At 68.4% G+C, this 26,716-nt stretch carries 26 protein-coding genes and 1 tRNA gene; 12 read left to right on the forward strand and 15 right to left on the reverse strand.

The features are described 5' to 3' along the window. Positions 1 to 8: 8 nt before the first annotated feature. Positions 9 to 1,094 (reverse strand): tRNA (adenine-N1)-methyltransferase, encoded by a 1,086-nt coding sequence (locus H623_RS17285; RefSeq protein WP_022899283.1) that lies wholly within the window; start codon positions 1,092 to 1,094, stop codon positions 9 to 11. After that, positions 1,091 to 1,756, reverse strand: coding sequence for an HAD family hydrolase (locus tag H623_RS0102060; protein ID WP_022899284.1), 666 nt, complete (start codon positions 1,754 to 1,756; stop codon positions 1,091 to 1,093). Before H623_RS0102060 ends, H623_RS17285 begins: the two co-directional genes overlap by 4 nt. Before the next feature lie 136 nt (positions 1,757 to 1,892). Between H623_RS0102060 and H623_RS0102065 the strand changes: the two genes are divergently transcribed. Then, complete coding sequence (locus H623_RS0102065; protein WP_022899285.1) at positions 1,893 to 2,846, forward strand: PAC2 family protein; 954 nt, start codon at positions 1,893 to 1,895, stop codon at positions 2,844 to 2,846. A 51-nt stretch (positions 2,847 to 2,897) separates the two neighbouring features. Here the strand turns inward: H623_RS0102065 and H623_RS0102070 are convergent, their stop codons facing one another. The 10 genes from H623_RS0102070 to H623_RS0102115 all read right to left on the reverse strand — a co-directional run bounded on the left by H623_RS0102070 (position 2,898) and on the right by H623_RS0102115 (position 12,820). After that, on the reverse strand, positions 2,898 to 3,761 hold the full coding sequence (locus H623_RS0102070; protein WP_022899286.1) for a MurR/RpiR family transcriptional regulator: 864 nt from the start codon (positions 3,759 to 3,761) through the stop codon (positions 2,898 to 2,900). Then, positions 3,758 to 4,618: a metallophosphoesterase gene (locus H623_RS0102075; RefSeq protein ID WP_022899287.1), complete on the reverse strand. Its 861-nt coding sequence runs from the start codon at positions 4,616 to 4,618 to the stop codon at positions 3,758 to 3,760. The genes H623_RS0102070 and H623_RS0102075 overlap by 4 nt, the downstream gene beginning before the upstream one ends. Beyond that, positions 4,611 to 5,546 (reverse strand): phosphonate ABC transporter, permease protein PhnE, encoded by a 936-nt coding sequence (gene phnE, locus H623_RS17290; protein ID WP_022899288.1) that lies wholly within the window; start codon positions 5,544 to 5,546, stop codon positions 4,611 to 4,613. Before phnE (H623_RS17290) ends, H623_RS0102075 begins: the two co-directional genes overlap by 8 nt. Continuing rightward, the gene (gene phnE, locus H623_RS17295) at positions 5,543 to 6,403 is read right to left on the reverse strand and encodes a phosphonate ABC transporter, permease protein PhnE (protein ID WP_022899289.1); all 861 of its coding nucleotides are present in this window, start codon (positions 6,401 to 6,403) and stop codon (positions 5,543 to 5,545) included. Before phnE (H623_RS17295) ends, phnE (H623_RS17290) begins: the two co-directional genes overlap by 4 nt. After that, positions 6,400 to 7,221 (reverse strand): phosphonate ABC transporter ATP-binding protein, encoded by an 822-nt coding sequence (gene phnC, locus H623_RS0102090; protein WP_022899290.1) that lies wholly within the window; start codon positions 7,219 to 7,221, stop codon positions 6,400 to 6,402. The genes phnE (H623_RS17295) and phnC overlap by 4 nt, the downstream gene beginning before the upstream one ends. A 29-nt stretch (positions 7,222 to 7,250) precedes the next feature. Continuing rightward, entirely contained in the window at positions 7,251 to 8,273 is a 1,023-nt protein-coding gene (gene phnD / locus H623_RS0102095; protein ID WP_022899291.1) for a phosphate/phosphite/phosphonate ABC transporter substrate-binding protein, read from the reverse strand. A gap of 109 nt (positions 8,274 to 8,382) precedes the next feature. Further along, entirely contained in the window at positions 8,383 to 9,105 is a 723-nt protein-coding gene (locus tag H623_RS17300; protein WP_022899292.1) for an HAD family hydrolase, read from the reverse strand. A 219-nt stretch (positions 9,106 to 9,324) separates the two neighbouring features. Next, entirely contained in the window at positions 9,325 to 10,569 is a 1,245-nt protein-coding gene (gene mshC, locus H623_RS0102105; protein ID WP_022899293.1) for a cysteine--1-D-myo-inosityl 2-amino-2-deoxy-alpha-D-glucopyranoside ligase, read from the reverse strand. Beyond that, positions 10,562 to 11,431 carry an undecaprenyl-diphosphate phosphatase gene (locus H623_RS0102110; RefSeq protein ID WP_022899294.1) on the reverse strand — a complete coding sequence of 290 codons (870 nt, stop codon included), beginning with the start codon at positions 11,429 to 11,431 and terminating at the stop codon, positions 10,562 to 10,564. The genes mshC and H623_RS0102110 overlap by 8 nt, the downstream gene beginning before the upstream one ends. 30 nt (positions 11,432 to 11,461) lie before the next feature. Beyond that, positions 11,462 to 12,820, reverse strand: a complete 1,359-nt coding sequence (locus H623_RS0102115) for a M20/M25/M40 family metallo-hydrolase (protein ID WP_022899295.1) — start codon at positions 12,818 to 12,820, stop codon at positions 11,462 to 11,464. 203 nt (positions 12,821 to 13,023) lie between these two features. Between H623_RS0102115 and H623_RS0102120 the strand changes: the two genes are divergently transcribed. Next, a tRNA-Leu gene (locus tag H623_RS0102120) sits at positions 13,024 to 13,109 on the forward strand. 292 nt (positions 13,110 to 13,401) lie between these two features. Here the strand turns inward: H623_RS0102120 and H623_RS0102125 are convergent. Both H623_RS0102125 and H623_RS0102130 read right to left on the reverse strand, forming a co-directional pair. Beyond that, on the reverse strand, positions 13,402 to 14,145 hold the full coding sequence (locus H623_RS0102125) for a formylglycine-generating enzyme family protein (RefSeq protein ID WP_026939809.1): 744 nt from the start codon (positions 14,143 to 14,145) through the stop codon (positions 13,402 to 13,404). 79 nt (positions 14,146 to 14,224) lie between these two features. Further along, positions 14,225 to 14,935, reverse strand: coding sequence for an SDR family NAD(P)-dependent oxidoreductase (locus H623_RS0102130; protein WP_022899297.1), 711 nt, complete (start codon positions 14,933 to 14,935; stop codon positions 14,225 to 14,227). A 101-nt stretch (positions 14,936 to 15,036) separates the two neighbouring features. Here H623_RS0102130 and H623_RS0102135 point away from each other — a divergent pair, with 101 nt between their 5' ends. Next, positions 15,037 to 15,885: a helix-turn-helix transcriptional regulator gene (locus tag H623_RS0102135; RefSeq protein WP_022899298.1), complete on the forward strand. Its 849-nt coding sequence runs from the start codon at positions 15,037 to 15,039 to the stop codon at positions 15,883 to 15,885. Between the two features lie 150 nt (positions 15,886 to 16,035). Here the strand turns inward: H623_RS0102135 and H623_RS0102140 are convergent, their stop codons facing one another. Continuing rightward, entirely contained in the window at positions 16,036 to 16,746 is a 711-nt protein-coding gene (locus H623_RS0102140; protein ID WP_022899299.1) for an SOS response-associated peptidase, read from the reverse strand. A 104-nt stretch (positions 16,747 to 16,850) separates the two neighbouring features. Here H623_RS0102140 and H623_RS0102145 point away from each other — a divergent pair, with 104 nt between their 5' ends. From H623_RS0102145 to H623_RS0102185, 9 genes are all read left to right on the forward strand, one after another. Beyond that, positions 16,851 to 17,255: a GntR family transcriptional regulator gene (locus tag H623_RS0102145; RefSeq protein WP_022899300.1), complete on the forward strand. Its 405-nt coding sequence runs from the start codon at positions 16,851 to 16,853 to the stop codon at positions 17,253 to 17,255. After that, a complete protein-coding gene (locus H623_RS17305) occupies positions 17,252 to 18,112 on the forward strand; it encodes an ATP-binding cassette domain-containing protein (RefSeq protein WP_022899301.1) in 861 nt (286 codons plus the stop codon). The genes H623_RS0102145 and H623_RS17305 overlap by 4 nt, the downstream gene beginning before the upstream one ends. Beyond that, positions 18,109 to 18,792 (forward strand): ABC-2 transporter permease, encoded by a 684-nt coding sequence (locus H623_RS0102155; RefSeq protein ID WP_022899302.1) that lies wholly within the window; start codon positions 18,109 to 18,111, stop codon positions 18,790 to 18,792. Before H623_RS17305 ends, H623_RS0102155 begins: the two co-directional genes overlap by 4 nt. Positions 18,793 to 18,955: 163 nt before the next feature. Then, positions 18,956 to 19,672 carry a sulfotransferase family 2 domain-containing protein gene (locus H623_RS0102160; protein ID WP_022899303.1) on the forward strand — a complete coding sequence of 239 codons (717 nt, stop codon included), beginning with the start codon at positions 18,956 to 18,958 and terminating at the stop codon, positions 19,670 to 19,672. 131 nt (positions 19,673 to 19,803) lie between these two features. Continuing rightward, positions 19,804 to 22,503: a glycosyltransferase gene (locus H623_RS17310; RefSeq protein WP_084485506.1), complete on the forward strand. Its 2,700-nt coding sequence runs from the start codon at positions 19,804 to 19,806 to the stop codon at positions 22,501 to 22,503. Continuing rightward, entirely contained in the window at positions 22,454 to 23,128 is a 675-nt protein-coding gene (locus H623_RS0102170) for a response regulator transcription factor (protein WP_022899305.1), read from the forward strand. The genes H623_RS17310 and H623_RS0102170 overlap by 50 nt, the downstream gene beginning before the upstream one ends. Before the next feature lie 62 nt (positions 23,129 to 23,190). Continuing rightward, complete coding sequence (locus H623_RS0102175; protein WP_157560860.1) at positions 23,191 to 24,117, forward strand: sensor histidine kinase; 927 nt, start codon at positions 23,191 to 23,193, stop codon at positions 24,115 to 24,117. A 92-nt stretch (positions 24,118 to 24,209) separates the two neighbouring features. After that, positions 24,210 to 25,742, forward strand: a complete 1,533-nt coding sequence (locus H623_RS17315) for a glycosyltransferase family 39 protein (protein ID WP_022899307.1) — start codon at positions 24,210 to 24,212, stop codon at positions 25,740 to 25,742. A 54-nt stretch (positions 25,743 to 25,796) separates the two neighbouring features. Beyond that, entirely contained in the window at positions 25,797 to 26,585 is a 789-nt protein-coding gene (locus H623_RS0102185; protein WP_022899308.1) for a COG4705 family protein, read from the forward strand. The last annotated feature ends 131 nt before the right edge of the window (positions 26,586 to 26,716 follow it).

The raw sequence follows: 26,716 nt of genomic DNA on the forward strand, positions 1-26,716 counted from the left end.
ATCCCATGCTAGTGGACGCTCTGATGGCCCTCCGCCTCGCCCCCACCGCTCTGATCGCCATCCGTCTGCGCACCGCCGCTCTGATCGGCGGCCGTCTCGCCGTGCAGGGCGTCGCGCTCGCGGGCGAGGTGCGCGGATTCGGACGCCTCGCGCACCCGCTTGCGCAGGCTCTTCGGACTGACCACGCGTTCGCCGAGGGCGCCGGGTGTCCACGCCTCGACGTCGTCGTCGCTGTATTCGCTCTTGGAAGCGCGGCGCTTGAGCTCGGGCAGGACGGTGCCGGGAGCGAGCCGGCGGGCGGTGATGAGGAAGCCGGTGTGCGCGATCATGCGGTGGTCGGGGCGCACCGCCAGGCCCTCCACGTGCCAGCCGCGCACCATCGTCTCGCTCGAGAGCGGGTGCGTGAACGCTGCGCTGTCGCGGATGGCTTCGGCCACACGGGACAGCTGTGTGACGGTGGCGACGTAGCACAGCAGCACGCCACCGGGCTTGAGGGCGGTGGCAGCGGCATCCACGCACTCCCACGGTGCCAGCATGTCGAGCACGATGCGGTCGACCGTTCCGGCGGCGAACGTCTTCGGGAGTTCCTCGGCGAGGTCGCCCACCGTCAGCGACCACGTCTCGGGCAGCACGCCGTAGAACGTCTCGACGTTGCCGCGGGCGACGTCGGCGAACTCGTCGCGGCGTTCGAACGAGGCCAGGCGGCCCGACTGGCCGATCGCACGCAGCAGCCACAGGGAGAGTGCCCCTGAACCGACGCCCGCTTCCACCACGGTGGCTCCGGGGAACACGTCGGCCTGCGCGAGGATCTGCGCGGAGTCCTTGGGGTAGACGATGGCGGCGCCTCGGGGCATGGACATCACGAAGTCGGTGAGCAGGGGTCGCAGCGCGAGGTGCTCGACGCCCGCCTCGTTCACGACGACGGAGCCGTCGGGCCGACCGATGATCGCGTCGTGCGCCAGCGGGCCCTTGTGCGAGTGGAAGACCTTGCCGGGCACCAGGGTGATGGTGTGCAGATGGCCGCGCGGTCCGGTCAGCTGCACGCGGTCGCCCGCACGGAACGGGCCGGAGGCGGCGGGGAGTTCGTGCGTCATGCGGTGCGCTCCTGGAACACCGACACGAGGTCGGCGAAATGGATGCCGTCGAGCGTCGGCCACAGGGTGTGCTCGTCGCTGGTGGGCAGCGGGATCATGTGCGGAACGCCGATGGCGACGGTACCGGCGGCGACGGCAGAGGCGAGACCGTTCATCGAGTCCTCGATGGCGATGCAGCGCGTTGCGGGCACCTCGAGACGTTGCGCCGCCTCGAGGTAGGGCTCCGGGTACGGCTTCGGTCGCGCGACCTCGTCTCCCGTGACCAGCGTGTCGAACGCCTGGAACGGGATGTGCGAGACGACCTGCTCGGCCATGCCGCGAACCGACATGGTCACCAGCGCCGTCTTCAGGCCGTGCTCACGGATGTCGAGCAGCAGCTCCTTCGCGCCCGGTCGCCACGGCACGCCGTCGGTCTCCAGCTGCTCTCTCACCCGTGTGGTGAGGGTGTCGACGATCGTGTCGGCGTCGAGGTCGACGCCGTGCTGCTGGAACACCTTGGCAGACTCCCAGAGACCGGAGCCGACGAGCACGAGAGCGTCGTCATGCGTCCACGTGCCCCCGAACCGCCGCACCAGCTCGCCCTCGGCCTTCATCCAGTACGGCTCGGTGTCGACGAGGGTGCCGTCCATGTCGAACAGGACGGCGGAGGGGATGGCGGTCACGGGCATCCAGTCTATGGGCCGCAGCCGGAGCGGCGCCGCGCCGAGAAGCCGTGCAGGTTCGGGCGGCGACGCCGCGCCCTATCCTGGAAGGACGTGCCGGAACCGGCACGCACCCGAACGAAAGCGGCTGCACAGCGTGACGAACGAAAGCGGGATCTTCGACGGGCACATCCTCGTCGTGGCGTTCGAGGGCTGGAACGATGCCGGCGAGGCCGCCAGCGGCGCCGTACGCACCCTCAAAGACGCCCTCGACGTCGTTCCCGTGGCGGGCGTCGACCCCGAGCTGTACTACGACTTCCAGTTCAACCGGCCGACCATCGCCTCCGACGACGAGGGGCAGCGGCGTCTGGAGTGGCCGGGAGCGGTCCTGTATGCACCGGTCTCCCCCGGAATCCAGGTCGACCCGCTCGAAGAGGATGCCGAATTCCACGCGAGCGGCGCCGGCGTCGGCAATCTCCACCTGCTCCTGGGCACGGAGCCGTCGCGCAGCTGGAAGGCGTTCACGACCGAGCTCATCGACGCCGCGCTGTCGGCGGGCATCGACGGCGTCGTGCTTCTCGGCTCGATGCTGGCCGACGTGCCGCACACCCGACCGATCTCCGTGTTCACCTCGAGCGAGAACCCGCAGGTGAGGACGGACCTCGGAGTCGAGAGGCCGACGTACGAGGGTCCCGTGGGCATCCTCAGCGTGTTCGCGGACGCGGCCGAGACCGTAGGGATTCCGACGCTGACACTGTGGGCGTCGGTGCCGCACTACGTGCACAACTCCCCCAGCCCGAAGGCGATGCTCGCCCTCATCGAGAAGCTCGAGCAGATGCTCGACGTGACCATCCCCCGCGGTGACCTCGTGGCCGACTCCGCAGCCTGGGAGAGCGGGATCGATGCGCTCGCCGCCGACGACGAAGACATGGCGGCGTACATCGAACAGCTCGAGCAGGCCCGCGACACGGTGGACTCGCCGGAAGCGAGCGGCGAGGCTATCGCGCAGGAGTTCGAGCGCTACCTGCGTCGTCGCGGCGACGGCCGAGGAGACAAGGGCGACGGCCGTGGCGACTCTCGGGGGCCCGACGAGCCCTGGCGACGCGACTGACTCACCGGTTGTGCCGTCGCCTGTCTGGTGGGCGGCGGCGAGAACCGTGCGCTACTCGACGAGGTTGTCGCTGATCGCATCGAGCGCGAGCGCTTTGGCGCGCTCGGCGCGCTCCCCCAGGGCGCTCGTGAGTGCCGCGACGATGCCCTGCACGAGGATGGCCTGTGGCAGCCGGGAGGTCAACGTGATCTCCTCGCGGAACGTGAGGTCGGGCATCGTGACGACGAGCGCGATGTCGGCGCTCTGAGTGAGCGGGCTGCGCGCGAACGACGTGACCAGGATCACGCTCGCACCAGCGGTGGAGGCCGCCATGGCGACTCGCTGCGTGCTCGCGTTCGCGCCGCTTCCGCTGAACAGCAGTACAGCGTCACCCGGACCGAGGAGCCGTGCGCTGATCTGCTGGCCGATCACGTCGGTGGGCGCCTCGGCAGGGCGGCCGATGCTGGTGAAGCGCGCCGCGGCATCCACTGCCGTCGGCGCCGACAGGCCGTTGCCGACTACGAGCACCCTGTTCGCCGAGGCGAGGGTGTCGACCGCGCGAGCGACCTCGTCGTCGTCGAGGAGGGCGAGCATGCCCGGGACGCTCGCGGCGACGTGCCGGAATGTCTCGGTGACGATGCCGACGGCGTCGTCCGGCGCGGATGCCGGGGGTGCGGGTTCGGGGTCCTGGTACCCGGCGTCGCGCGCGAGCAGGACGCGCAGCTGCTGGTAGCCGCTGAAGCCCAGGCTCTGGCAGGTGCGCACGACGGTGGCCCGCGAGGCGCCGGCGAGATCGGCGATCTGCTGCGAGCTGAGCTCGACGATGTCGTTCGATCTGCTGAGCAGCACCTGGGCGACGGTCTGTTCCGTGGGCAGCAGCGAGGGCAGCAGCGATCGGATCGTCGCCAGGACCTCTCCCGGCTTCGACGGCGTCATCGTGCAGGCCCCGCGATCTCGGCGATGCGGTCGACCTCGTCGGGCGAGAGGTCGAAGAGCTCGGCTCCGTCCGCGGGGGCGCCGTCGCCTCCCGCCGATGGAGCGGTGACAAAGGCAACCCGGGGCATCCCGTGCTCCGGCACGTCGACGACGGCGAACCCGGAGCCGGTCACGGCGCGCTCACGGCCGGCGGGGACGAGCGGATCGGTCGTGTTGGCGATGCCGGGAGCCACGATCACCGGGATGCCTTGCTCGATGGCGACGAACGCGTGGTGGTAGTGGCCGGCGAGGATCGCGCGCACATCCCCGGCGGCGCAGACCTCGAGCAGGCGCTCGGGGTGCTGCAGCTCGAGCGCGCGCAGCAGTGCGCTCGATGCCGGCGTCGGCGGGTGGTGCAGCACGACGACGGTGCCGCGCGGAGCGCGCTGCGCGAGGATGCCGCGGAGCCGCTCGAGCTGGACATCGCCGAGCTCTCCGTGCCCATGCCCCGGCACCGAGGAGTCGAGCACCACGATGCGCGTGCCGTTCGCCTCCAGCACGCGCCACGGGTCGCCGAGCACCGCACGGTAGCCGTGCGCTCCGTCGTGATTTCCCATCGCATAGACGACCCGGGCGCCTCGCGCGGCGGCCCAGGGCTCCAGAAGCTCACGCAGGGTGCGGTACGACGCCTCGCTCCCGTCGTCGGAGAGATCGCCGGAGGCGACCACCAGGTCGACCGCCTGCAGCTCCCCCGCCACCCGCAGCACGCGGCGCAGCGCGGCGGTCGTGTCGACGACGCCGTAGTGCACGGTGCGATCGCCGAACAGGTGGGTGTCGGAGAGGTGAAGGATGCGCAGCCCGCCGCTCGCGTCAGTCATGCGACGCCGCCTTGAGCTCGATCGACTCCTCGCGCGCCCTGCGTGCGGAACGTCGGCGCAGCGCGGTCACGACCGGAAGCTCCCAGCGTCCCTCGATGATGCGATGCCGAACCATGCCCGAGAGCTGATCGATGATCATCGTCACGACGACGACCACGATCATCAGCATGCCCACGACATCCCACACCCGGAACTGAATGTTGTCGACCAGCATCTTGCCGATGCCACCCGCGCCGATGAGGCCGAGGATCGCGGAGGCACGCACGCTGATCTCGAACCGGTAGAGCCAGAACGCGAGCACATCGGGCTTGGCGTTGGTCCACACGCCCCAGCGCATGACCTGCGTGCGTGAGGCGCCGGCCGCGGTCGTCGCCTCGATGGCGCCGCGCTCGACCGCTTCGAAGCTCTCGTAGCCCCACTTGCCGAGCGTGCCGATCGATCCGATCGCGATCGCGAGCGCACCCGTGAACGCCGTCAGGCCGGTGACCGAGAGCATCAGCACGGCGATGACGACCTCGGGCACGGCGCGAAGAACGGCGAAGAGACCGCGGAGCGGCCAGCGCACCACGGCGGGCATGAGGCCACGGGTGGCGAGCAGGCTGAGGGGGAACGAGATCACGATGCCGATCAGCGTGCCGAACCAGGCCATCGCGACCGACAGCATGGTCGCGCCCAGGGCGTCCGGGAGCTTCGACCACGCTGGTGGCAGGAACATCAGCCCGAGGTAGTGCACGAGCTTCTGCGGGAGGGTGAGCAGGGCATCCCAGGAGATGTCGACGCTCCAGAACGCGGCGACGACGACCAGCGTGACGAGAAGCCAGATCAGCTTGCTGCTGAGACGGGACGGCTTGACCGGACGCTCGGAGGGACCGGGGTGTCGTGTCGGCGACGGCGTGCGCGTGGTGGTGGACGGGCTGACGGCGGTCACTTGATCAGCCTCTTCCTGGCGAACGAGCTCAGCAGTTCCAGCAGCACGATGATCACCAGGATCTCGAAGATGATCAGGCTCAGGTAGTGGTACTGGTAGAACGTGCGCACCTTGTCGATGAGCATACCGAGGCCGCCGGCGCCGACGAGACCGATGACCGTCGACGCACGGATGTTCAGCTCGAGCACGTAGATCGTCTGCGAGATGTAGGTCGGGGCCACCTCCGGCAGCATCGCCTGCCGGTTCGCCTTGAACCAGGTTGCTCCTGTGGCGAGTGACGCCTCCTGCCCTCCCCGGTCGAGACCGTCGAGAGCCTCGGAGATCAGCTTGACCATGATGCCGAGGTTGAAGAGCACGAGCGCGAAGACGCCGGAGAGTGCACCGGTGCCGATGACCGTGACGAAGAGGGATGCGTAGAGCAGGTCGGGCACGCTGCGCACCACGTTCATCACGAAGCGCACGATGCCGAGTGCCACGCTGTTCGGGTTCGTGGCGCGGGATGCCCAGAACGAGATGGGCAGCGCGATGATCACGCTGACGGCCGTGCCGATGATCGCCATCTGGACCGTCTCCACCAGCGCGGGGACGGTCTGCGGGAAGAACGAGTAGTCCGGCTGCACGAGCTGGATGAGCGTGTTCGACGCGTTGTTCGCGTTCTCGATCAGCGCCCCGAAGTCGACCCCGACGGCGATGGCCGACCAGACGGTGATGCCGGCCACGACGAGAAGGGCGACGAGCGACTTCCACCCCGTGCGCGGCTTCGTCGGTCGCGCCGATCCGCCCGCGGTCCCGGGTCCGCCGGCGCTCGGGCGGCGAAGGGTCCCGGCCCGGCTCGCGCCGAGTCCGGCCACGCTCACGACAGCTCCGCTGTCGTCTCGGGCAGCACATCCTCGGCCGTCAGCGACCGGCCGTAGATGGACTCGAAGACGCTCTCGTCGGCATCCGCTCCCTGCCCGTCGTAGACGATCTCGCCGGAGCGCAGTCCGACGAGACGCTGACCGTAGCGTCGCGCCAGGTCGAGGAAGTGCAGGTTGACGACCACGGTGATGCCGAGTTCCGTGTTGATGCGCTGCAGGTCCCGCATCACCACGTGCGAGGTGGGCGGGTCGAGGGATGCCGTCGGCTCGTCCGCGAGGATCACCTTCGGCTTCTGCGCCAGCGCCCGGGCGATCGCCACACGCTGCTGCTGGCCGCCGGAGAGCTCGGAGGCGTTGGCGTACGCCTTCTGTACGATCTCGACGCGTTCGAGTGCCTGCATGGCGAGCTCGACGTCATCCTTCTTCCACGCCGCGAGCAACGTGCGCCACGCCGACGTGTGGTGCAGCCTGCCCATCAGCACGTTGTTCAGCACCGTGGTGCGCTTGGCGAGGTTGAAGCTCTGGAACACCATGCCGACCTCGCTGCGCAGCTGTCGCAGCCTCGCGCCGCGCAGACCGTGCAGGCCGAACTCGCCGACGGTGATCTGTCCCGACGTGATCGGGACGAGCCCGTTGATCGTGCGCACGAGCGTGGACTTGCCTGCGCCGGAGAGCCCGACGACGGCGACCATCTCGCCCGGCGCGATCTGAAGGTTCACATTCTTCAGACCGCGGTAGCCGTTCGGGTAGGTGACGTCGACGTGCTCGAACCGGATGCCGGCGCCGCTCGTTTCCGGTGTGGAGTGCGGGTCGTTCATGGTGTTCCGTCCGTTGTGGTCGTGCCCGATCAGCCGAGGCCGATCGAGGCCGCGGCCTTCTGGGTCTTCTGCAGGCTGGCGGGGTCGGCATCCACCAGTCCGGAGATCTGGTAGATGGCCTCGAGCGTCTTCACGCCGTCCTTGGTCTTCGAGTACGACTTCATCGCGTCGGCGATCTTGGACTGCCACTTCTTGCTCAGGCCGGCGCTGATCGAGACGCCGTCATTCGGGATCTCGTCGGTGAGGGCGAACACGACGACCTTATTGCCCACGTCGGGGGTGTCGGGCTGCACGACGGTGCGCGCGTCCCAGTAGCTGGTGCCGACCTCGGCGTCGCCGTTGTAGACCGCGAGCACGCTGGCGTCGTTCGCGGTGACCTGCGTCACCTTGATGTCGTCGATCGAGATGCCCTGCTTCTTCATCGCCGCGACCGGGAAGATGTAGCCGGCCGGCGACGCCGCCTGCAGGAGGGAGACCGTGGCACCCTTGATCTTCTTGATCGACGAGAGTCCGGCGGGGCCCGTGCCCGACTGCGTGCCGTTGCAGTACAGCATGCCGTCGTCGCCCTTCACCGGCTTGTCGGCGCAGTACTTGTCGGGATCGTTCGTGAAGAACTGGGCGGCGTAGGTGCTCTTGCCGTTGCGCTGCGTCTGCAGCGCGGGGACCGCGCCGTACTTGTCGCAGGCCTGGCTCATCTGAAGGCTCGGCAGCATGCCGATCTGGGCCTGGTTGCTGCCGATCGCCTCGACGGCGGCCTGGTAGTCCTGCGTGATGACGCCCTTGACCGGGATGCCCAGACGCTTGGTCAGCGCGTCTTCGAGCGGCTTCACCGTCTCGACGAGCTTGCTCGCGTCGCCGGACGGCACCAGCGCGAGAGTCAGCTTCGTCGGAGCCTTCGCCGAGCTGTCGGCCTTGCCGGTGCACGGGCCGGACGCGGCAGCGGTCGAGTCGCCCGTCGTGTCCTGCTGCTGGACGCCGCAGCCGCTGAGGGCGAGCGTGACCGCGACGGCCAGGGCAGCCGTGGTGGCGATGCTCATCTTTGCGATCTTCATCGTGTTCCTTACATGTAGGAGGTGCGTGGACTTGCGGTATCGAGGAGTTGCGGTATTCGGACTTGCCGTCGTGGAGAGTCGCTGTTCAGGAAGGGACGTTCATCGGGGTTCAGTCGGCGGCCGCGATCGGGGCGGGAGCGTGTTCGCGGCGGAACGCCGCGGGGTCCGCGGCCCAGGTTCGGATCCCGTCGTAGAGCGACTCGAACTTGTCTCCGACGAGGTCGGCAGGTGCGCTCTCCCGGCCGAACCGGTCGATGAGCGCGGTGGCGCAGCCGGCGGCCGCGGGCGCTGCGAGATCGTTGCTCCAGATGTCGCCGACCGCCATGAGGTTCTCGGCGGGGCGGCCGCCGAGCAGGGAAGGCAGGATGCCCGCCCATCCGTCGGGCTTGCCCGCGCCGGTGATGACCTGGTCGAGCTCGCCGGTGAGCCCGAGCGCCTCGAGGGTCTGCACGACGCCCTCCCCCGGCGCGTTCGTCACGAGGACCCGTCGCGTGGTGGCCCCGAGCTCGTGCAGGAACGACGCGAGGTCCTCGGGGGCGGTGACATCGAGCATCCCCTGCGCCAGGGCTCGGCGACTGGCCGCGTACGCGGCGTCGCGGTGCTCACCGCTCACCGCCTCGGCGGAGAGGGCGGCCACGGCGGCGTAGCCGTCGATGTAGGACGGCGAGGCGGGATCTCCCTCGAGGAACGCTTTCAGCCCGCCGCGGATCTGCTCGCCGCTGTCGCCGTCGATCATGGCGAGCACGGCATCCGCGTAGGCCCAGACGGGGGCGTCGCCGATGGAGACGGTTCCGTCGAAGTCGAGGACGAGCACGGTGTCGTTCGATGTCACGCCTGCGAGCCTACGACGGAATGAACGAACCGTTCATAAAAATCGTGATCACGAAACGAGTGTTCACGGATCGTTAACTCAGCGTGCGCGCCGTACATTGGCGGCCCACGGCGCCACGCGGGCCGCGGTGCTGCGACCGCCGTTCCGGCGTCGAGACTTGGCGGCCGACCGTAGTCTCGACGGCGAATCCGTAGCCTCGACGGCGAACCGCGCCGGACGTCAGCGCAGGTCGATGCCCAGCAGGGCATCGGCCAGCGAACGTACGAGGTCAGGATCGTCGACGCCCGAGGCCGCGGCTCGATCGATCTCGGAGAGCGCGCCGGGGGTGTCGAGGTCGTCGGCGAGACGTTCGCGCACGGCGGTGAGCACGTCGAGGGCACGCAGACCGGCGGGGTTCTCGCGGATGCCGCGCCAGGCATCCAGCCGCGCCAGCGCGTCGTCGAGTCCTTGCTCGGTCCACTCCCACTCGTCGCGGTACCGGTGGGCGAGGAGCGCGAGACGGATGCCCGCGGCCGGCACGCCCTGCTCCCGCAGCTGCGACACGAGCACGAGGTTGCCGAGCGACTTGCTCATCTTCTCGCCCTGGTAGGCGATGAGCCCGGCGTGGCTGTACAGCCCGGCGAGTGGCCGGCCGCTGAGCGCGGCAGCATGGCCGGCGCTGAGATCGTGGTGCGGGAAGGCGAGGTCCGCTCCCCCGCCCTGCACGGTGAAGTCGGCGCCGAGGCGGTCGAGGGCGATCACGGAGCACTCGATGTGCCAGCCGGGACGGCCGCGGCCGACGACAGAGTCCCAGGCGGGTTCGCCTGCGCGTTCCGCGCGCCAGAGCAGTGGGTCGAGCGGGTCGTGCTTGCCGGCACGATCCGGGTCGCCGCCGTGCTCCGCTGAGAGCGTGAGCAGCTGTCCGTGGTCGAATTGCGTCGTGCTGCCGACGAGCCACGTCGTCGCCCGCTCGGCGGCAGCGATGTCGAAGTAGAGGTCGTCGCCCGCGGAGTCGGCGGTGGGGACTGCATAGGCGAGCCCGCGGTCTTTCAGCGTTCCGACGGCTTCTGCGATCTCGTCGACCACCTCGGTCACTGCCACATAGTCGTGGGGCGGAAGCAGCCGGAGTGCCGCCATGTCCGCGCGGAAGAGCGCGACCTGGCTGTCGGCCAGCGCCCGCCAGTCGACGCCTGTCGCGTTCGCACGCTCGAGGAGAGGATCGTCGACGTCGGTGATGTTCTGTGCGTAGCGCACGTCGAGCCCGGCATCGAGCCAGACCCGCTGCAGGGTGTCGAACGCGAGATAGGTGTTCGCGTGCCCGATGTGCGTCGCATCGTAAGGCGTGATCCCGCAGACGTAGAGGCGCGCGAGGTCGCCTTCGGGAGCGGCGGGACGCAGCCGCCCGGTCGTGGTGTCGAACAGGGACGGGACGGAGCCCGAGCCCGGCAGGGACGGGACGGACGGACGCGGCCAGGAATCAGGCATCCAGCACCCCGGTTCCGAGCAGGATGAAGAGCACAACGCCGATGGCGATGCGGTAGATCACGAACGGGGTGAAGCTGCGGCGCGAGATGTACCGCATGAAGAAAGCGATGACGAGCAGGCCGACGGCGAACGCCACGATCGTGGCGCCGAGCGTGTCGAAACCGTTGAAGACCTCGGGCGTGCAGGCGTGCGCCAGGGCGTCCCTCGAGCCGGCGACGCACGGGTGCTTGATCGACTTGTAGAGCTCGTACAGTCCGCTGCCGAACACCGCGGGCATGGCGAGCAGGAACGAGTACCGGGCGGCAGCACTGCGCTGGTAACCCATGAGCAGACCGGCCGAGATGGTGCCCCCGGAGCGGGAGACGCCGGGGACCAGGGCGAGCGACTGCGCTAGCCCGTAGTAGACGGCGTGGCGCCAGGTGAGTTCGGAGACGCGGCGGGTCTTCGTTCCGACGCGGTCGGCGATCCAGAGGATGACGCCGAACAGGATGAGCATGGTCGCCACGATCCACAGCGAGCGGAACGTCGTCTCGATGGCGTCCTGGAAGAGGAGGCCGAGCACGACGATCGGAATGCTGCCGACGATGATCATCCAGCCGAGGCGGGCATCCGGGTTGTTGCGCGGGATCCTGCCGAACAGGGCGAGGAACCAGCGCCCGATGATCGTGGTCACGTCGCGCCAGAAATAGACGAGCACGGCGAGCTCGGTGCCGAGCTGGATGATCGCGGTGAACGCCGCACCCGGGTCGGCGCCGGTGCCGATCAGCTCGCCGACGATGCGCACGTGCGCGCTCGAGGAGACGGGCAGGAACTCGGTCAGACCCTGGACGAGGCCGAGGATCAGGGCGTTGACGAAGTCCATCACGCTCTTTCGTTCAGGGGGTGGACGGGGTCAGTACGTGGAAAGAAGGTGGCGCAGCACGGTGCGCCCGAACACGAGCGAGTCGAGCGGCACGCGCTCGTCCACGCCGTGGAACATGGCAGGGAAATCCATGTCGGCCGGCAGCTTGAGCGGAGCGAATCCGTAGCCGGTGATGCCGAGGCGGCTGAGTGCCTTGTTGTCGGTGCCGCCCGAGAGCAGATACGGGAGCACCGTCGCGTCGGCGTCATGTTGCAGGAGCGCGCCGGTCATGGCGTCCACCAGCGGGCCGGCGAACGGCGCCTCGAGGCCGATGTCTCGGTGCACGATCTCGATGTCGACGTCGTCGCCGACGATCTCGCGCACCTGCGCCAACACGTCGTCCTCTTCGCCGGCCAGCGTGCGGATGTCGACCAGCGCCTCGGCGCGCTCGGGCACCACGTTGTGCTTGTAGCCGGCTTTCAGCAGTGTGGGGTTGCTCGTGGTGCGCAGCGTGGCGCGGATGAATCCGGATGCCGTCCCGCTGCGCAGCACGACCTCGTCCGGTCCCAGCGCGACCGGATCGACGTCGAGCAGCCGGGCCAGCTCGCCGACGAGCTGCGTCGTGGTGTCGGTGAGGCGGAGCGGCCACTCGTGCCTGCCGATCGCGACGACGGCCTCGGCGAGCTTCGTCACGGCGTTGTCGGCCACCATGCGCGAGCCGTGAGCGGCGCGGCCCCGGGCGACCAGCCGGATCCAGACGAGCGACTTCTCCCCCGTCTGCAACAGGTAGGCGCGCCGGCCGGCGATGTCGACCGAGTAGCCGCCGACCTCGCTGATGGCCTCCGTGGCGCCCTCGAAGACATCCGGGTGCTCGTCCACCATGAAGTGCGACCCGAACAGCCCGCCGTCTTCCTCATCGGCGAAGAACGCGATGACGAGGTCGCGCTCCGGTGACTCCCCCGCACGCAGGATGTCTCCCACCGCGGTGAGGATCATGGCATCCATGTTCTTCATGTCCACGGCGCCGCGACCCCAGAGCAGGCCGTCGTGGATCTCGCCGGCGAACGGGTCGAAAGTCCAATCGGCAGGGTCGGCGGGGACGACGTCGAGGTGGCCGTGCACTACCAGCGCCGGCTTGCTCCTGTCGCGGCCCGGGATGCGCGCGACGACGCTGGTGCGGCCGGGCTGCGACTCGTAGATGCTCGGCTTCAGCCCGATGGACTCCAAGTGCGCGTTGACGTATTCGGCGGCCTCGGTCTCTCCCTCGGCGCGACCCTCGCCCCAGTTGGTGGTGTCCATGCGGATCAGATCCCGAGCGATGCGCGCCGTCTCGTCGAGGTTCTGCGTCTCAGGCGATGCAGGGTGTGACGCGGGGCCCGAGGCGGCGCTCTTCTCGTTCGGGATGGTCATGCGCTAACGCTACCCGGCCGATGCGACGGGCGACCAATCGCCGGCCGGCGGCCGCTGAGCAGGACGACGATGGGCAGGACTGGCGGCGTCGGCGGGCGGCTCGATCCGGGCCGAACCGGGGCCGCGCAGGGCGTCGGACGAGGGCCCGGATCCGTGCTAATGTCTTACGTCGGCAGCTGATTCGTCAGGCTGTCGAGAAGTGCGCGCGGGTGGCGGAATAGGCAGACGCGCTAGCTTGAGGTGCTAGTGCCCGATTAAGGGCGTGGGGGTTCAAGTCCCCCCTCGCGCACAAAACGAAGAGGACCGGCCCGAAAGGGCCGGCCTTCTTCGTTTTGCCCGTGAGGTGGTCCCCTGGAACCGCCCCGGGGTGGGCCCCCATCGGTGGGGGTCCCCGTGCGCCGCGGAGCGGCGGATGGGGGAAACGATAGGGACAAGTCCCCCCTCGCGCACAAAACGAAGAGGGCCGGTCCTCTTCCTTTTTCCCGTGAGGTGGTCCCCGTGAATCGCCCCTTGGTTTCGAAGTCGAATAATGCACAAGACCGTTGGCCTGTTCGCATCTTTTGACTTCGAGACGACGTTCCTCACTCCCGCGGCGTCCACCCCGACGGAAGCGGCCCATCGAAGACGGCGCGCTCACGATCGGCGGCGGCCGACCATCCCTGCGCCTCGTCCACGGCGTCGAAGCCGCCGCGTGCGACGCGGAAGCCGACATCTTCGTGGTGCATGCGCGGGCCGCCGCCGCGGCGAGTCGACGCGCGAACGCTCCACGCGTCATCCGCAAAACCACCGCCTCGGAACACGCGATACTCGCCGTAGCGGGCGGGGTCGAGCAGGTCCCAGCACCACTCCCACACGTTGCCGAGCGTGTCGAACAGGCCGTACGCGTTCGGATGCTTGCCGCCCACGTTCTGCGGGGAGCTCACGCCGTCCGCACTGGTCCACGCGATCTCGGTCAGCGGGCCGTACTGCGGGCCCACGGAGCCGGCACGGCAGGCGAACTCCCACTCCGCCTCCGTGGGCAGACGATAGCCGTCGGCGTCGACGTGCCACGTGACATCCTCGCCGTCGACGCCGTAAGCCGGATCGAGCCCTTCCCACTCCGACGCGGCGTTGCAGAAGCGCACGGCGCGCAGCCAGCTGACGTCGGAAGCTGGGCGGCGCGGATGCGGTGCCGGCTCCCCGATCAGCTCCGCCAGCTCACGCTGCGTGACCGCGAAGACGCCGAGTTCGAACGGCTCGAGCTCGATGCTCCAGCGATCCTTGCGGCGCGCGTCGTGGAGTGTGACGGTGCCGCCAGGAATGCCGGTCAGCTCGATGTCGGCCATCGCGGCAGTATGCCACGTCTCATCCTGGTCTCCGGCAGCCTCGCTCGTCGCCGGCTCCGCTTTCGCGGGCCCGGCTCCGTCACCAGCCGAGCTCGCCGGCATCCTCCTGGAACGTGCCCGTCGGGCCGTCGGGACCGATCGCCGCCCACGCCGCCACCAGGCGCGCGCTCTCGGCGGCGGGACGTCCCGGATGGCTTCCCGGGTCGCCGCCACCGAGCTCGGTGGCCGTGATCCCCGGCTCGACCGCGTTGAACTTCACCTCGGGCACGGCCATCGCGTATTGGACCGTGATCATCGAGACGGCGGCCTTGCTCGATCCGTACACGATCGACGAAAAGTGCGAGGCCGGACGCGACGGCTCATGCGTCGCCCAGAACGAGCCGAGTGCGCTCGAGACGTTCACGACGACGGGGTTGTCAGACTGGCGGAGCAACGGGAGTGCGGCCTCGGTCACGCGGATGATCCCTGCCGCATTGGTGTCGAACACCTCGAGGACGCTCGGTCCGTCGAGCGACTCGTGGCGGGCATCCGTGGAGCGCTTGGCGATGCCGGCGTTGTTGACGAGAACGTCCAGACCGCCCGCCTCGGCGATCCGCGCGAGTGCGGCGGCGACGGATGCGTCGTCGGTGACGTCGAGTTGCACGAAGTGAGCGCCGAGCTCCTCGGCCGCGGCGCGGCCGCGCTCCGCGTCTCGCGCGCCGAGGTACACGGTGTGTCCAAGTGCGAGGAGTCTGCGGGCGGTCTCTTTGCCGAGGCCCTTGTTGGCCCCGGTGATCAGTGTGGTTGTCATGCCAGAAGGTTCGCTCCCCGGTCGTTCGGCAGGCAGTCGTCTGTCTGTCGTGGGACTGGCAGGGCCAGGCACAGTGCGTCGCATCGGGAGAGACTGAAGGCATGGGCGATCAGGGTTTCGGACGGGCCGTGCGCGGATGGCGTGATCGCCTCGACCCGCGCTCCGTCGGGCTTCCCGCCGGTGGGCGTCGTCGCGCGGCAGGACTGCGCCGGGAGGAGCTCGCCTCGCTCGCCGGAGTCTCGGTCGACTACCTGACGCGTCTCGAACAGGGCCGCGCGACCTCGCCTTCAGTGCAGGTGATCGAGGCGTTGGCGCGGGCGCTTCGCCTGGCCGATGCCGAGCGCGAACTGCTGTTCGCCCTCGGCGGCCAAGCGGTGCCGGGACGGGAACTGGTGTCATCGCGCATTCCGCCGAGCGTGCAGCGCCTCGTTGACAGGCTCGCGGGCAATCCGATCGCCGTCTACGACGCGATGTGGAACCTCATCCTCACCAACGCCGCGTACGAGGCGTTGACGGGCGCGGCAGCATGGGAAGGCATCCAGCGCAACGGCGTCTGGCGCAACATCATGGGCCCCGGTCCGGTCGCAGCGCTCTCACCGGAGGAGCTCGCGGAGCAGCAGGCGGGAATCGTGGCGGACCTGAGGCTGACCGCAACGAAGTATCCGGGCGACCCGAGGGTGCAGAGGCTGATCGCGCAGCTGCACAGCGGCAGCGGTCTGTTCCGCTCTCTCTGGGCATCGAACGACCTGCGACAGAACGAGAGCCGTTCACGGCACAAGTTCGTCGAGCATCCTCAGGTGGGACGCATCGGGCTCGACTGCGACACCTTCATCGACGCCGGTGACGATCTGCGGATCATGGTCTATTCCGCCGAACCCGGTACTGAGGACGCCGAGAAGCTGGCTCTGGCCGTCGTGCTCGGACGGCAGGACGTCGCACGCGCAGGGTGAGGCGACGGGCGTGGGCCGCGTGGCACGGGCATGCGCCGCGCTGCGCTGCGCCGCCGTGGTCGATCGACGCCGGTGCCCCTGGCGGGAATGTGAGGAGCGAGAAGAGCGAGAAGAGATGCCGGCCTGCTGGCTGCGGAGCGACGGCTCGCGTCACTCGTCGAGCGGCCGGATGAGCGTCGGATCGTCCGGATCGACGGCGCGCGAGTTGTTCACGCGGGGATCCACCTCGTAGCTCGTGATCGTGCCCGAGACCTTCTCGGATTCCGCGGTGAGAAGCTGCACCATGTCTTGCTTGGCCGCCTCGTCGAGTCTTTCGGGACTGAGGAACTCGTCCCAGACGTCGCGCTGCAGGAACACGGGCATGCGGTCGTGAAGCTCGCCAGAGGCATCCCGGGACTCACGGGTGATGACGGCGGTGGAGACCTGCCACTCCTCGCCGATCCTGCGCGCGGTGTAGATACCGGCAGCCGCGAGCAGTGAGCCGTCGGCGGAGTGCAGGAAGTGCGCCCGCTTGTGGCCGGGTTCGCCGGTCCACTCGTAGTAGCCGCGCATCGGCACGATGGCCCGAGCTGAGGCGAACGCACCCTTCCAGAGCCCGTTCGAGGCGACGGTCTCGATGCGGGCGTTGAAGTTCGGGCGCTTGGCCTCGCGCATGAAGGCGGGATGGAAGTTCCACACGGCGGCGTCGACCGTGCGGCGCACCTCCCCCGTCGACCCGTCGACACGTTCGCGCACGATCGGCACCGGGTCTGTCGGAGCGATCGAGTAGCTCGGTCGCCAGTCCCGGTAGTCGCCGCCGGCGGCCACGAACTCCTGGATGAGGTCGTCGACGTGGTCGTCGAGAGCGAAACGTCCGCACATGCCGCCAGTGTCGCATCGAGGTCCGACACTCGTCCATCGAGCACGGACTGCGGTTCACGAGCGGGAGTTCGAACACGACTGTACTTATAGGATATGCTCAGTAGGTGCAGATCGTGGTGTCGCAGACGTCTCCGGTGCCGTTGTACGAGCAGATCAAGGATCAGATTCGTGCGGCGATCTTCACGGGTGCGTTGGCGGCGGGTGAGAACCTGCCGTCCCTCAGAGAACTGGCACGCGACCTGCAAGTGAGCCTCATCACCGTCACGCGCGCGTACAACGATCTCGCTGTCGAAGGGATGGTCGGCACCCACCAAGGCAAGGGAACGGTCGTCATGGCGGTCGAACCCGCGCTGCTCCGTGCACACGTCGACAACCGCATCCGGCGCGGCCTGGCCGAGGCGGTCGAGGCGGCGCGCCTGGGCGGTGTGGGGCTGGACGCTCTGCAGTGCGAACTGGACCGCGTCTGGGATGCCGCGACGCAGAAGAACGACGAGGAGGATCGGAAGTGAGCACAGAACTCGCGATCGAAGGCCGCGGAGTGGTGCGGGACCGAGGCCGATTTCGGCTCGGCCCTGTGGACCTCACTCTGCCGCGTGGCCAGGTGATGGGCCTGGTCGGGCCGAATGGTTCGGGGAAGACGACGCTGATCAAGGCCATCCTCGGCATGACGGCTCTCGATGCAGGCACCCTGTCGGTGCTGGGTACCGCTCCTGAGCGTGCGAAGGGATCCGTCTGCGCTGTGCTCGACGCGAAGTTCTTCGTTCCGGGATGGAGCGTGGCCCAGGCGGTCCGCGCGATTCGTCCGTTCTATCCGAACTGGGACCAGAACTACGCGGAGTCCCTGCTCGCGCGATTCACGCTCGATCCGGATGCCAAGGTGAAGGAGCTCTCCCACGGCGAAGGCAACAAGCTCGCCCTGGTGCTCGCGCTGGCTCCGCTCCCCGAGCTCGCGGTGCTGGACGAGCCGACAAGCGGCCTCGATCCCCTCACGCGTGAAGAAGTCATGCAGGTGATCCGCGACTACATGGCCCGGCGAGACAGCAGCGTTCTGTTCTCGACGCACATCCCCGCGGATCTCGGCGGAATCGCCGATCAACTGGTCGCCGTACGTGCCGGCCGGGTGGTCTATTCGGGGCACATGGACGCTCTCACGGAGGTGTTCTTCGCCGTGCGCGGCACGAATGACGATCTTCTTCCGCTCCGCGATCGCCTCATCGGGGCGCGGTCCACCACCACGAACTTCGAAGCGATAGTGCGAGCCGTCGACTCCGGTGGCTTGCCGTCTTCGGTGCTCGTCGAAGAAGCCAGCATCGACGACGTGGTCAAAGCACTCGCCGTTCCCGTCACGGAAGGAATCGCCCGATGAGCAGCCACCTCGCCCTGCGCCGGACGCACACACCCGCACCCCTGGCCGGCTGGTCCCGATTCGTGATGCTCGATCTGCATTCGCTCCTCCCCTTCGTGAAGACGATCGTGATCACGTTCGCGGTCATGATCCTCCTCGGGGTGACCACGGCTCCGAACCTCCAGATCGCACAGACGATCGTGGCTCTCGGCGTCATCATGGCCGTTCCGCTGAACCTCTTCGCCGCAGACGAGCAGGCCGGACTCGAGTTGCTGTACCAGATCCTGCCGATCCGCAAGCGCACGCGCGTCGTCGGGCGCTACGCCACGGTCTTGCTGACCACCCTGGCCGCCGTTGTCGTGGGAACCGGATCCACGCTCATTGAGGCAGCGGTCACGAACGTCCCGTCCGGCGGCCTGCTCGTCGGCGTCGGCACGCTGATCGCGGCGGCCCTGATCGTGCAAGCGGTCCAGCTTCCGCTCTACTTCGCGCTCGGCTACCAGAGGGCGCGCCTGCTCAATTTCGCTCTGCTCGCCGTGGCTGCTCTGCTCATCATCCTGGCGATCAAGCAGATATCACCGGCGGGGGTCGCTGAGATTCCGCAGGCAGTCGTGCTCGGTGGAAGCGTGCTGGTCGCGGTGATCTGCTATGCGCTGTCGGCGTGGCTCTCGTACAGCTGGTACCGCCGCCGTGAGTTCTGAGGAACCGCGCTGTGCGATGAGCGCGTGCAGCCGGTGGGGCGCGCCGGATGAACCGCGGCGGGCGCGCATTCCGACGCGCGCTCAGCGCGGCTGCTTCGATTCTTGGTGAATTCTGAGCGTCGGATTCCTAGCGTCGGAGCCTTGCTGTTGAGAAAGGCCGACCATGCCCATCCTGCAGAAGAGTGGCCGGAGTGTTCTCTTCATCCACGTGCCGAAGGCGGGAGGTTCCGCCGTCGAGGCCGCGTTCAAAGCATCCGGGTACACAGTGCCGTCGAGCACCCTCGACGGGCGGAACGAACCCGGAAGCCTCAACACATTGCGGCGGTGCAGCCCCCAGCACATGCATGCCCCGATGCTGCGGATGAACTTCCGGCTGCACCGATTCGACGCGATCTTCATGGTGGTGCGCGACCCGATCGAGCGATTCCGGTCGGAGTACCTGTGGAGGCATCGGGGAACGAGCCCGGCCATCGAGGCCGACGAGGTGGAGTCGTGGGGCCTGAGCCGATTGCGTGCGTACCGTCGCGACAACTTCGTCGATGACAACCACGTTCGGCCCCAGTGGCAGTTCGTTGTGCCGAAGGCCGTCGTCTATCGGCTCGAGGACGGGCTCGAGAGCGCTTTCGCCGACCTGAACCACCGTTTCGGGCTGCAGATCGTTCCGGAAGCACGCCAGGTGCGCACGGCGCAGAGCGCGACAGGAAGACCGAGCGCAGACGTCGAGATCTCGTCCCGACTGCAGACGGCATTGCGGCGCTTCTACCGCCGCGACTACGAGCAGTTCGGCTACGGACGCGTGTGCTTCCCCCGAGTGCGCCGCTGGGGAGCAGGCCTTTCGGCCGCCAGCCGCCGCGCGGCGACGGAACTGCGCTCCCGATGAAGGGCGGTGTCCGGCTTCCGGACCCGGGATGCGGTCAGTCGCGGAGCCTGCGTCGTCGCGTGATTCCTTAGCGAAGTCTTTGATCGACGCGTGAAGACTCGACGGTCCACCCACCGCTCGGGAGTCCGCACGTGAAGTCACCCCTCGCACGTCTCCGTCGCTTCGCGACACAAGTCCGCCGCGGCGCGCGATTCGACCACCACGCCTACTGGCGTCGTCGGCCACTCCGCGCTGACACCGTGATGTACGAGTCGTTCTCGGGCAATGGCGCGCTGTGCAATCCGGAGGCCATTTTCCGCGGGCTGAAGGCGAACCCGGAATTCGCCGGCCTCAAACACGTCTGGGTGCTCGCCCAGCGGGACTCCGCTCCGGAGCTCGTGCGGGAGTTCTCCGGCGATCGCCGCGTGAGCTTCGTGCGCTACCGCAGCACCGCCTACTTCAAGGCGCTGGCGACGAGCCGATTCCTGATCAACAACGCCACCTTTCCCGCCGAGTTCGGCAAGCGCGACGGGCAGATCTATCTCAACACGTGGCACGGGACCCCGCTCAAGCGCATGGGGTTCGACATGCCGGACGGCGCGCTCGAATCGGCGAACACCGTACGCAACCTGCTCTGTGCCGACTACATCCTGGCCGCCAACGACTTCATGGCGGAGCGCATGTACGAGGACGCCTATCGCTTGCGCAATGTGTACACGGGCAGGATCATCACCGAGGGTTATCCCCGGATCGACCGGCAGAGGCTCGATCCCCGCGCAAAGGCCGCTGTGCGGGACCTGCTCGAGCACGACGGCCTGGAGATCGGCGATCGCGACATCGTCCTCTACGCACCTACCTGGCACGGCGACAGCTTCCGCAACCCCGAGGACGACATCGACGAGCTCGTGGACGCCGTCGACCGGATGCAGCGGACGCTCGGCACCGAGCACGTCGTGCTGCTCAAGACGCACCAGGTCGTACACCGGTTCGCCGAGTCGAGGCCGCGGCTGCGTCGCATCCTGGTGCCGAACTCGGTGCCGACGAACGTGGTTCTCGGAATCACCTCGGGTGTCGTCACCGATTTCTCGTCGATCTTCTTCGACTACCTGGCCACGGGCGGACCTGTCGTGTTCTACAGCCCCGACCCGCTCGACTATTCGACGAGCCGCGGAACCTACTTCTCTGCCGAGGAGCTGCCCGGACCCGTGGTGACGGAGCCCGAGTCCGCTGGCCGGCGCATGCGTGAGCTGCTCGGCGGGAGCGACCGCGGCCCGGCCTATGCGACATGGCGGCAGCGATTCACACCTCGAGATGACGGCCAAGCGACCGAGCGGATCATCGACATCGTCTTCCGCGGCCGAACGGCGGGGTATGACGTGCGTCCGGCGGCGTCCGATGGCCGCGAGAGGCTGCTCTTGTTCCTCGGCGGGATGCGGTCGAACGGCATCACCACGGCGGCGATGAACCTGCTCGACGAGATCGACCACGCCCGTTACGACGTGACAGTGCTCATGGCGTACTCGCGCCGACGATGGCACCGGGCGAACCAGAACCGCATCCCCGACACGGTGCGTCGGCTCTATCGGGTCGGTGGCATGAACGGCAGCAAGTGGGAGCACGGGCGGCGCAAGCTGGACGAACGCCGTGGGAGGGTTGCGTGGCATGCAGACCCCGCGCGTCACGCGCACCTCTGGGACGACGAATGGAGGCGGGTGTTCGGCGACGCGAGGTTCGACTGGGTCGCCGACTTCAGCGGATACAGCCCGTTCTGGGCCACCCTGCTCCTGCACTCCCCCGCCGCTCCGCGGGCCATCTGGCTGCACAACGAAATGGTCGCGGATCGACAGCGCGAGGTACGCGGCAGAAAGCGCATGCTGCGCAGCCTCGGCCACGTGTTCGACCTGTATGGGTCGTACGATCGCCTCGTCTCGGTATCGCCTCGGCTCACCGAGCTGAACCGGAACGAGTTGGCGCGGTACGCCCCCGCGGACCGCTTCGTCACCGTGCGCAACCTGCCCAACGTTCGACAGGTCCGCTCGGGAGCGCGACAGGCGCTGGAAGAGCTCGATGGGCATCCGGTCGATCCCGACTCCGGACAGGTGCTGGTTCCCGAGTGGGTCGAGCGGCTCCGGGAGCACCGCGGCCGGTGGTTCGTCACGGTTGGTCGCCTCTCGCCGGAGAAGAACCACGCGCGGCTGATCCGGGCGTTCTCGGCGGTACGGGCACGGAACCCGGATGTGCGCCTGCTCGTCGTCGGGACCGGCCCGCTCCGGGAGAAACTGCAGTCTCAGATCGACACCCTCGGTCTGAGTGACGTCGTGACGATGACGGGTGCGTACCAGAATCCGTTCGCGATCATGGCGGCGGCGGACTGCTTCGTGATGTCCAGCCACTATGAAGGTCAGCCGATGGTGCTCTTGGAAGCGGCCGTCTGCCGCTTGCCGATCGTCTCCACGGCGTTCGCCTCTGTTCTCGACGCGCTGCCGGACGACAGCATCCACATCGTCGAGCAGAGCGACAAAGCGTTGCGGGACGGCATGCTCGCCTTCCTGGACGGCCGTGTGCCGCCGAGCCGGCTCGACGTCCCCGCGTATCGGGCCGAGGCTCTGCGCGAGTTCACCGACATCGTCTCGTCTGCCCGGAGCGTGTCCGCTCGGAGCGCGATCGGAGAGGAACCCGCGATCGGAGAGGAACCTGGGACGCATGCGGGCGCTTCTGCGCGGTTGAGCGCGAATCCACCGGAGAATCGAGGTGGTTCGACAACGCACGACCGAGCACGAGAGGACGCACCGAATGATGGCAGTGGACGACATCGAGGCATCCCGATCGTATCTGCTCCTGATCGAGGATGATGCGAAGCTCGGCCCGCTCATGGCGAAGGCGCTCGCTGCGTCGTTCGAGGTGGAACTCGTGCCCGACGGGCGAGACGGATACGACCGCGCCGTCACCGGCGACCACGACGTCATGGTCATCGACCGCCGACTGCCACGGCTCGACGGGCTGAGCATCGTGCAGATGCTGCGCCGTGCCCGCGTAACGACACCGATCCTGCTGCTGACGGCCCTGGGCACGACGGGAGACAAGGTGGACGGGCTCGACGCGGGGGCGAACGACTACCTGGTCAAGCCGTTCGAGTACGACGAGCTGTTCGCGAGGCTCCGTGCGCTGACCCGGCGTTTCGATCCGCAGGGCGCGGCGCTCCCGATCGGCGAATGGACCTTCTACCCCGACGACGGATGCATCTACTCGCCGCACATCGGACGCATCCTTCTGACACCGCGCGAGACCGATCTGCTGCGACTGTTCGCGGAGAACCCCGACCGCACATACTCGCGCGAGCAGATCCTGCGCGCCGTGTTCAGCACGGAGGACCAGCCGGGGACCGTGGACACGTACGTTCACTACTTGCGACGCAAAACCGATCGCGACGTGGTCCTCACCGTGCGCCGCCGCGGGTACCGGCTGGGGCAGCTGTGAGCCGGCGGCTTCCTCGCGGCGCGGACGCCACAGCGATCGCCCGTGCCTCGCGACGCGTCACCGTGCAGATCACGGTCGCCGCCGCTGCGATCGTCGTGCTGGTGGTCGTGGCGTCGGTGGCGTTCATCATCGACCAGTCACAGCCGAGCGAGCTGCTCGAGAAGCCGGCACCCGGACAGACGAAGATCTACGTCGATGCGAACGACACGCTGATCGCCCTCGTCGTTGTGGGCGTGATCGCCATCGTGCTCGCAGGGCTCCTCAGCTGGGTTATCGCGAGACGTGCGGTCCGACCGCTCGGCGAGGCGCTGCGCATGCAGCGCACCTTCGTGGCGGATGCCAGCCACGAGCTGCGTACGCCCGTCGCGGTCGTCGCGGCGCGGGCCGAGCTGCTGCGGCAGGAGAACGAGCAGGGCGTGACGAGCGCGCGCACTGTGGCGGAGCTGCAGGACGACGTGCGCGTGCTCGGAGACGTCATCACCGATCTGCTGCTGGCGGTGTCCCCGCCGTCGGAGGCGGAGCCCGTGCGCCGGATCGACGTCGGAGAGCTCGTCGGACACACAGTGAACGACCTGCGGATCCTGGCGGACGAGAGGGGCGTCACGCTCGCCTTCGACGTGCACGAGCAGTTGTCGACGACCGTGCCTCAGAGCACTCTGCGTCGCTGCGTCGTCGCTCTCGTGGACAACGCGGTCGGCCACTCGCCTTCAGGCGGCATCGTGGATGTGGCGGTCGGGGCGGGGCGGGACCGCTCGCGGTTCGAGTTGTCCGTGACCGACCACGGCACGGGCATCCTCGGCATCGAGCTCGACCGGGTGTTCGACCGGTTCGCACGCGGGCACGGCACGACGGAGGGGGCGGGGCGCGTCGGGTTCGGCATCGGGCTCGCCCTGGTGCGCGACATCGCCGACCGTTACGGCGGAAGCGTCGCAGTCAGCGACACGTCGACGCAAGGCACAACGCTCACACTCTCACTGCCGCGCGCGTGAGCCGACGTGCGGTGGTCGTCCTGGAGGAGAAACCTCTCAGGGGTGCCCATCCCTGAGTCGGTTCTGGGAATACGGCGCCTTGACTGCCGAATGTGCTGCAGTTCGCCGTTCCTCTCGCGGCGCCGAGCGTACCCCGTGCCGACCGGCGCTCGTTGCCCGTCGTTGCACTCGTCTCCGGGGTCGTCGCCGCGCTGATCGCCCTCCTGGGGTCGTGGGTCCCGTCACTGTGGGGCGACGAGGCGGCCAGCCTTCTGTCCGCGAAGCGGCCGCTGAGCAGCCTCTTCATGATGCTCGGGCACGTGGATGCCGTGCACGGCACCTACTACGTGCTCCTGCACCTCTGGATCGGGCTGGTCGGCACGAGCCCGTTCGCGATCAGACTGCCCAGCGCGATCGCCATCGGCATCGGGGCCGCCGCGGTCGTCTGGATGTGCGGCCGCCTCGGGACGATGCGCCTCGCGATCGTTGCCGGGGCCGTCGCGGCCGTGCTTCCGCGTCTCACCTATGCGGGTGAGGAGACCCGAGCGTACGCATTCGACGCCGCGATAGCCGCGGTACTCTGCGCCGTCGTGGCCGAGATCGCGCTTCGGCGCAGGCGCACCCGCCGGCTGTGGGTCGTCTACGCCGTGGTTCTCGCAGTCGGCACCTACATGTTCCTCTACGTCGCGCTGATGGCCGTCGCGATCGGGGTCTTCCTGCTGCTCATCCCCGATCTGAGAGCGCAGTTGCGGGCCTGGGCGGTCGGCACGGCGGCCGCCGCAGTCGCAGCGTCGCCGGTCATCGTCTTCGCGCTGGCGGAGCGGGGCCAGGTCGCCTATCTCGCGCATCGCACCGAGGTGACCACGCAGTCCGTGCTCGTGCAGATGTGGTTCTGGTCGTGGCCCTTCGCCGTGACCGCCTGGGCACTCATCGTCGTCGCGATCATCGCTGCGGTGCTGGGACTGCGCCGCCGACGTGGGCGGACCGAGCCGGTCGAAGCCCGGGTTCTGCTCGTCGCGCTCTCCGCGTGTTGGCTGGTGATCCCGATCGGTCTGCTCGTGGCATCCAGCCCGATCATCGCCGGGTTCACCGCACGGTACGGCACGTTCGCAGCCCTCGCCGCTGCCGTGCTGATGGCCTGTGGAACCGACGCGCTGGGCCGCCGGGCCTGGTGGAACGTCGTCGCCACGGCCGTCGTCGTGGCACTCGCCGTGCCGGTGTGGATGGGCCAGCGCACTGCGTATGCGATGAACCAGTCCGACTGGGACGCGATCGCCGTCACTGTGGAAACGCACGCGCGGGCCCGCGACGGCATCGTGTTCGACGAGTCGAGCCGGCCGTCGCGGCGCACCCGCCTGGCGATGGACACCGATCCGGATGCCTTCACTTCGGTCGCCGATCTCACGCTGCGGTCGTCCTACCCGCACAATCCGACCTGGCACGACACCGCGTACACGGTCACGCGAGCCGCGGACCTGGGACGATTCGCAGGCGTGGACCGTGTGTGGATCGTCGAATACTCCATCGTGCACGGCTCGTCACGACACACTGATACCTGGGGAATCGGCTCACTCGAACGCCTCGGGTACCACGAGACCGCCCGCTATCCGAACCATCGCAGCGTGGTCTACCTCTTCACCCGATGACCCCATCCGATCGCGGCGCCGCACGCCGCGCCACCCGAAGGAACACATACTCCCATGACGGTCATGCCCGGTCGCACTCGGATGCTCACGACTCGAGCGCGCCGGGTACCCGACCCGTCGGTGTTGTTCTGGATCACCAAGGGTGTCTCCACCGCCATGGGCGAGGCAGTGTCGGACTTCTCCATCCGCGTGCTCCCGCCGGTGGCCGCCGTGCTCGCGGGCTTCGTACTTTTCGCCCTCGTGCTGTGCCTGCAGTTCTCGCGCCGGCGGTACACACCCTGGGTGTACTGGTCCACCGTGGGCATGGTCGGCGTCTTCGGCACGATGGCCGCCGATGTGATGCACGTCGTGCTCGGTGTTCCTTATCTCTACTCCACGCTGTTCTACGCCGCCGTGCTCGCCGCGGTGTTCCTGCTCTGGCACCGGGTCGAGCGCACCCTGTCGGTGCACGACATCGTCTCCTCCCGCCGCGAGGCGTTCTACTGGGCCGCGGTCGTCGCCACGTTCGCCATGGGGACCGCTCTCGGCGACCTCGCCGCGGTCGGGTTCGGGCTGGGCTATCTCGCCTCCATCGGCGTGTTCGCGCTCGTGATCCTCATTCCAGTCGTCGGCTTCCGGTTCGGCCGGTGGAACGCGGTCTTCTCATTCTGGTTCGCCTACGTGATCACGCGGCCGCTCGGGGCATCCATCGCTGACTGGCTCGGCAAGCCGCGTTCGAATGGCGGCGTCGGGTTCGGTGACGGATGGGTGTCGCTCGGGCTCGTCATCGTGATGGCCGCACTCGTGGCGGTCATGGCGGTGCGCACATGGCGGCGAGGACTCGTGTCGGCACTCGAGACGTAGTCGACGATACGGGATGCCGCGAGTGCGCAACCGGAGAGTCGGATCCGCGGCTGCACGGGCGCCCGCGGATCCGGCATCCGTGTTCTGGGCATTCGTGGGGCGGGCATCCGTAGGCGCAGCATCCGTAGGCG

It is taken from the genome of Humibacter albus DSM 18994 (genome assembly GCF_000421825.1).
Lineage (GTDB): Bacteria > Actinomycetota > Actinomycetes > Actinomycetales > Microbacteriaceae > Humibacter > Humibacter albus.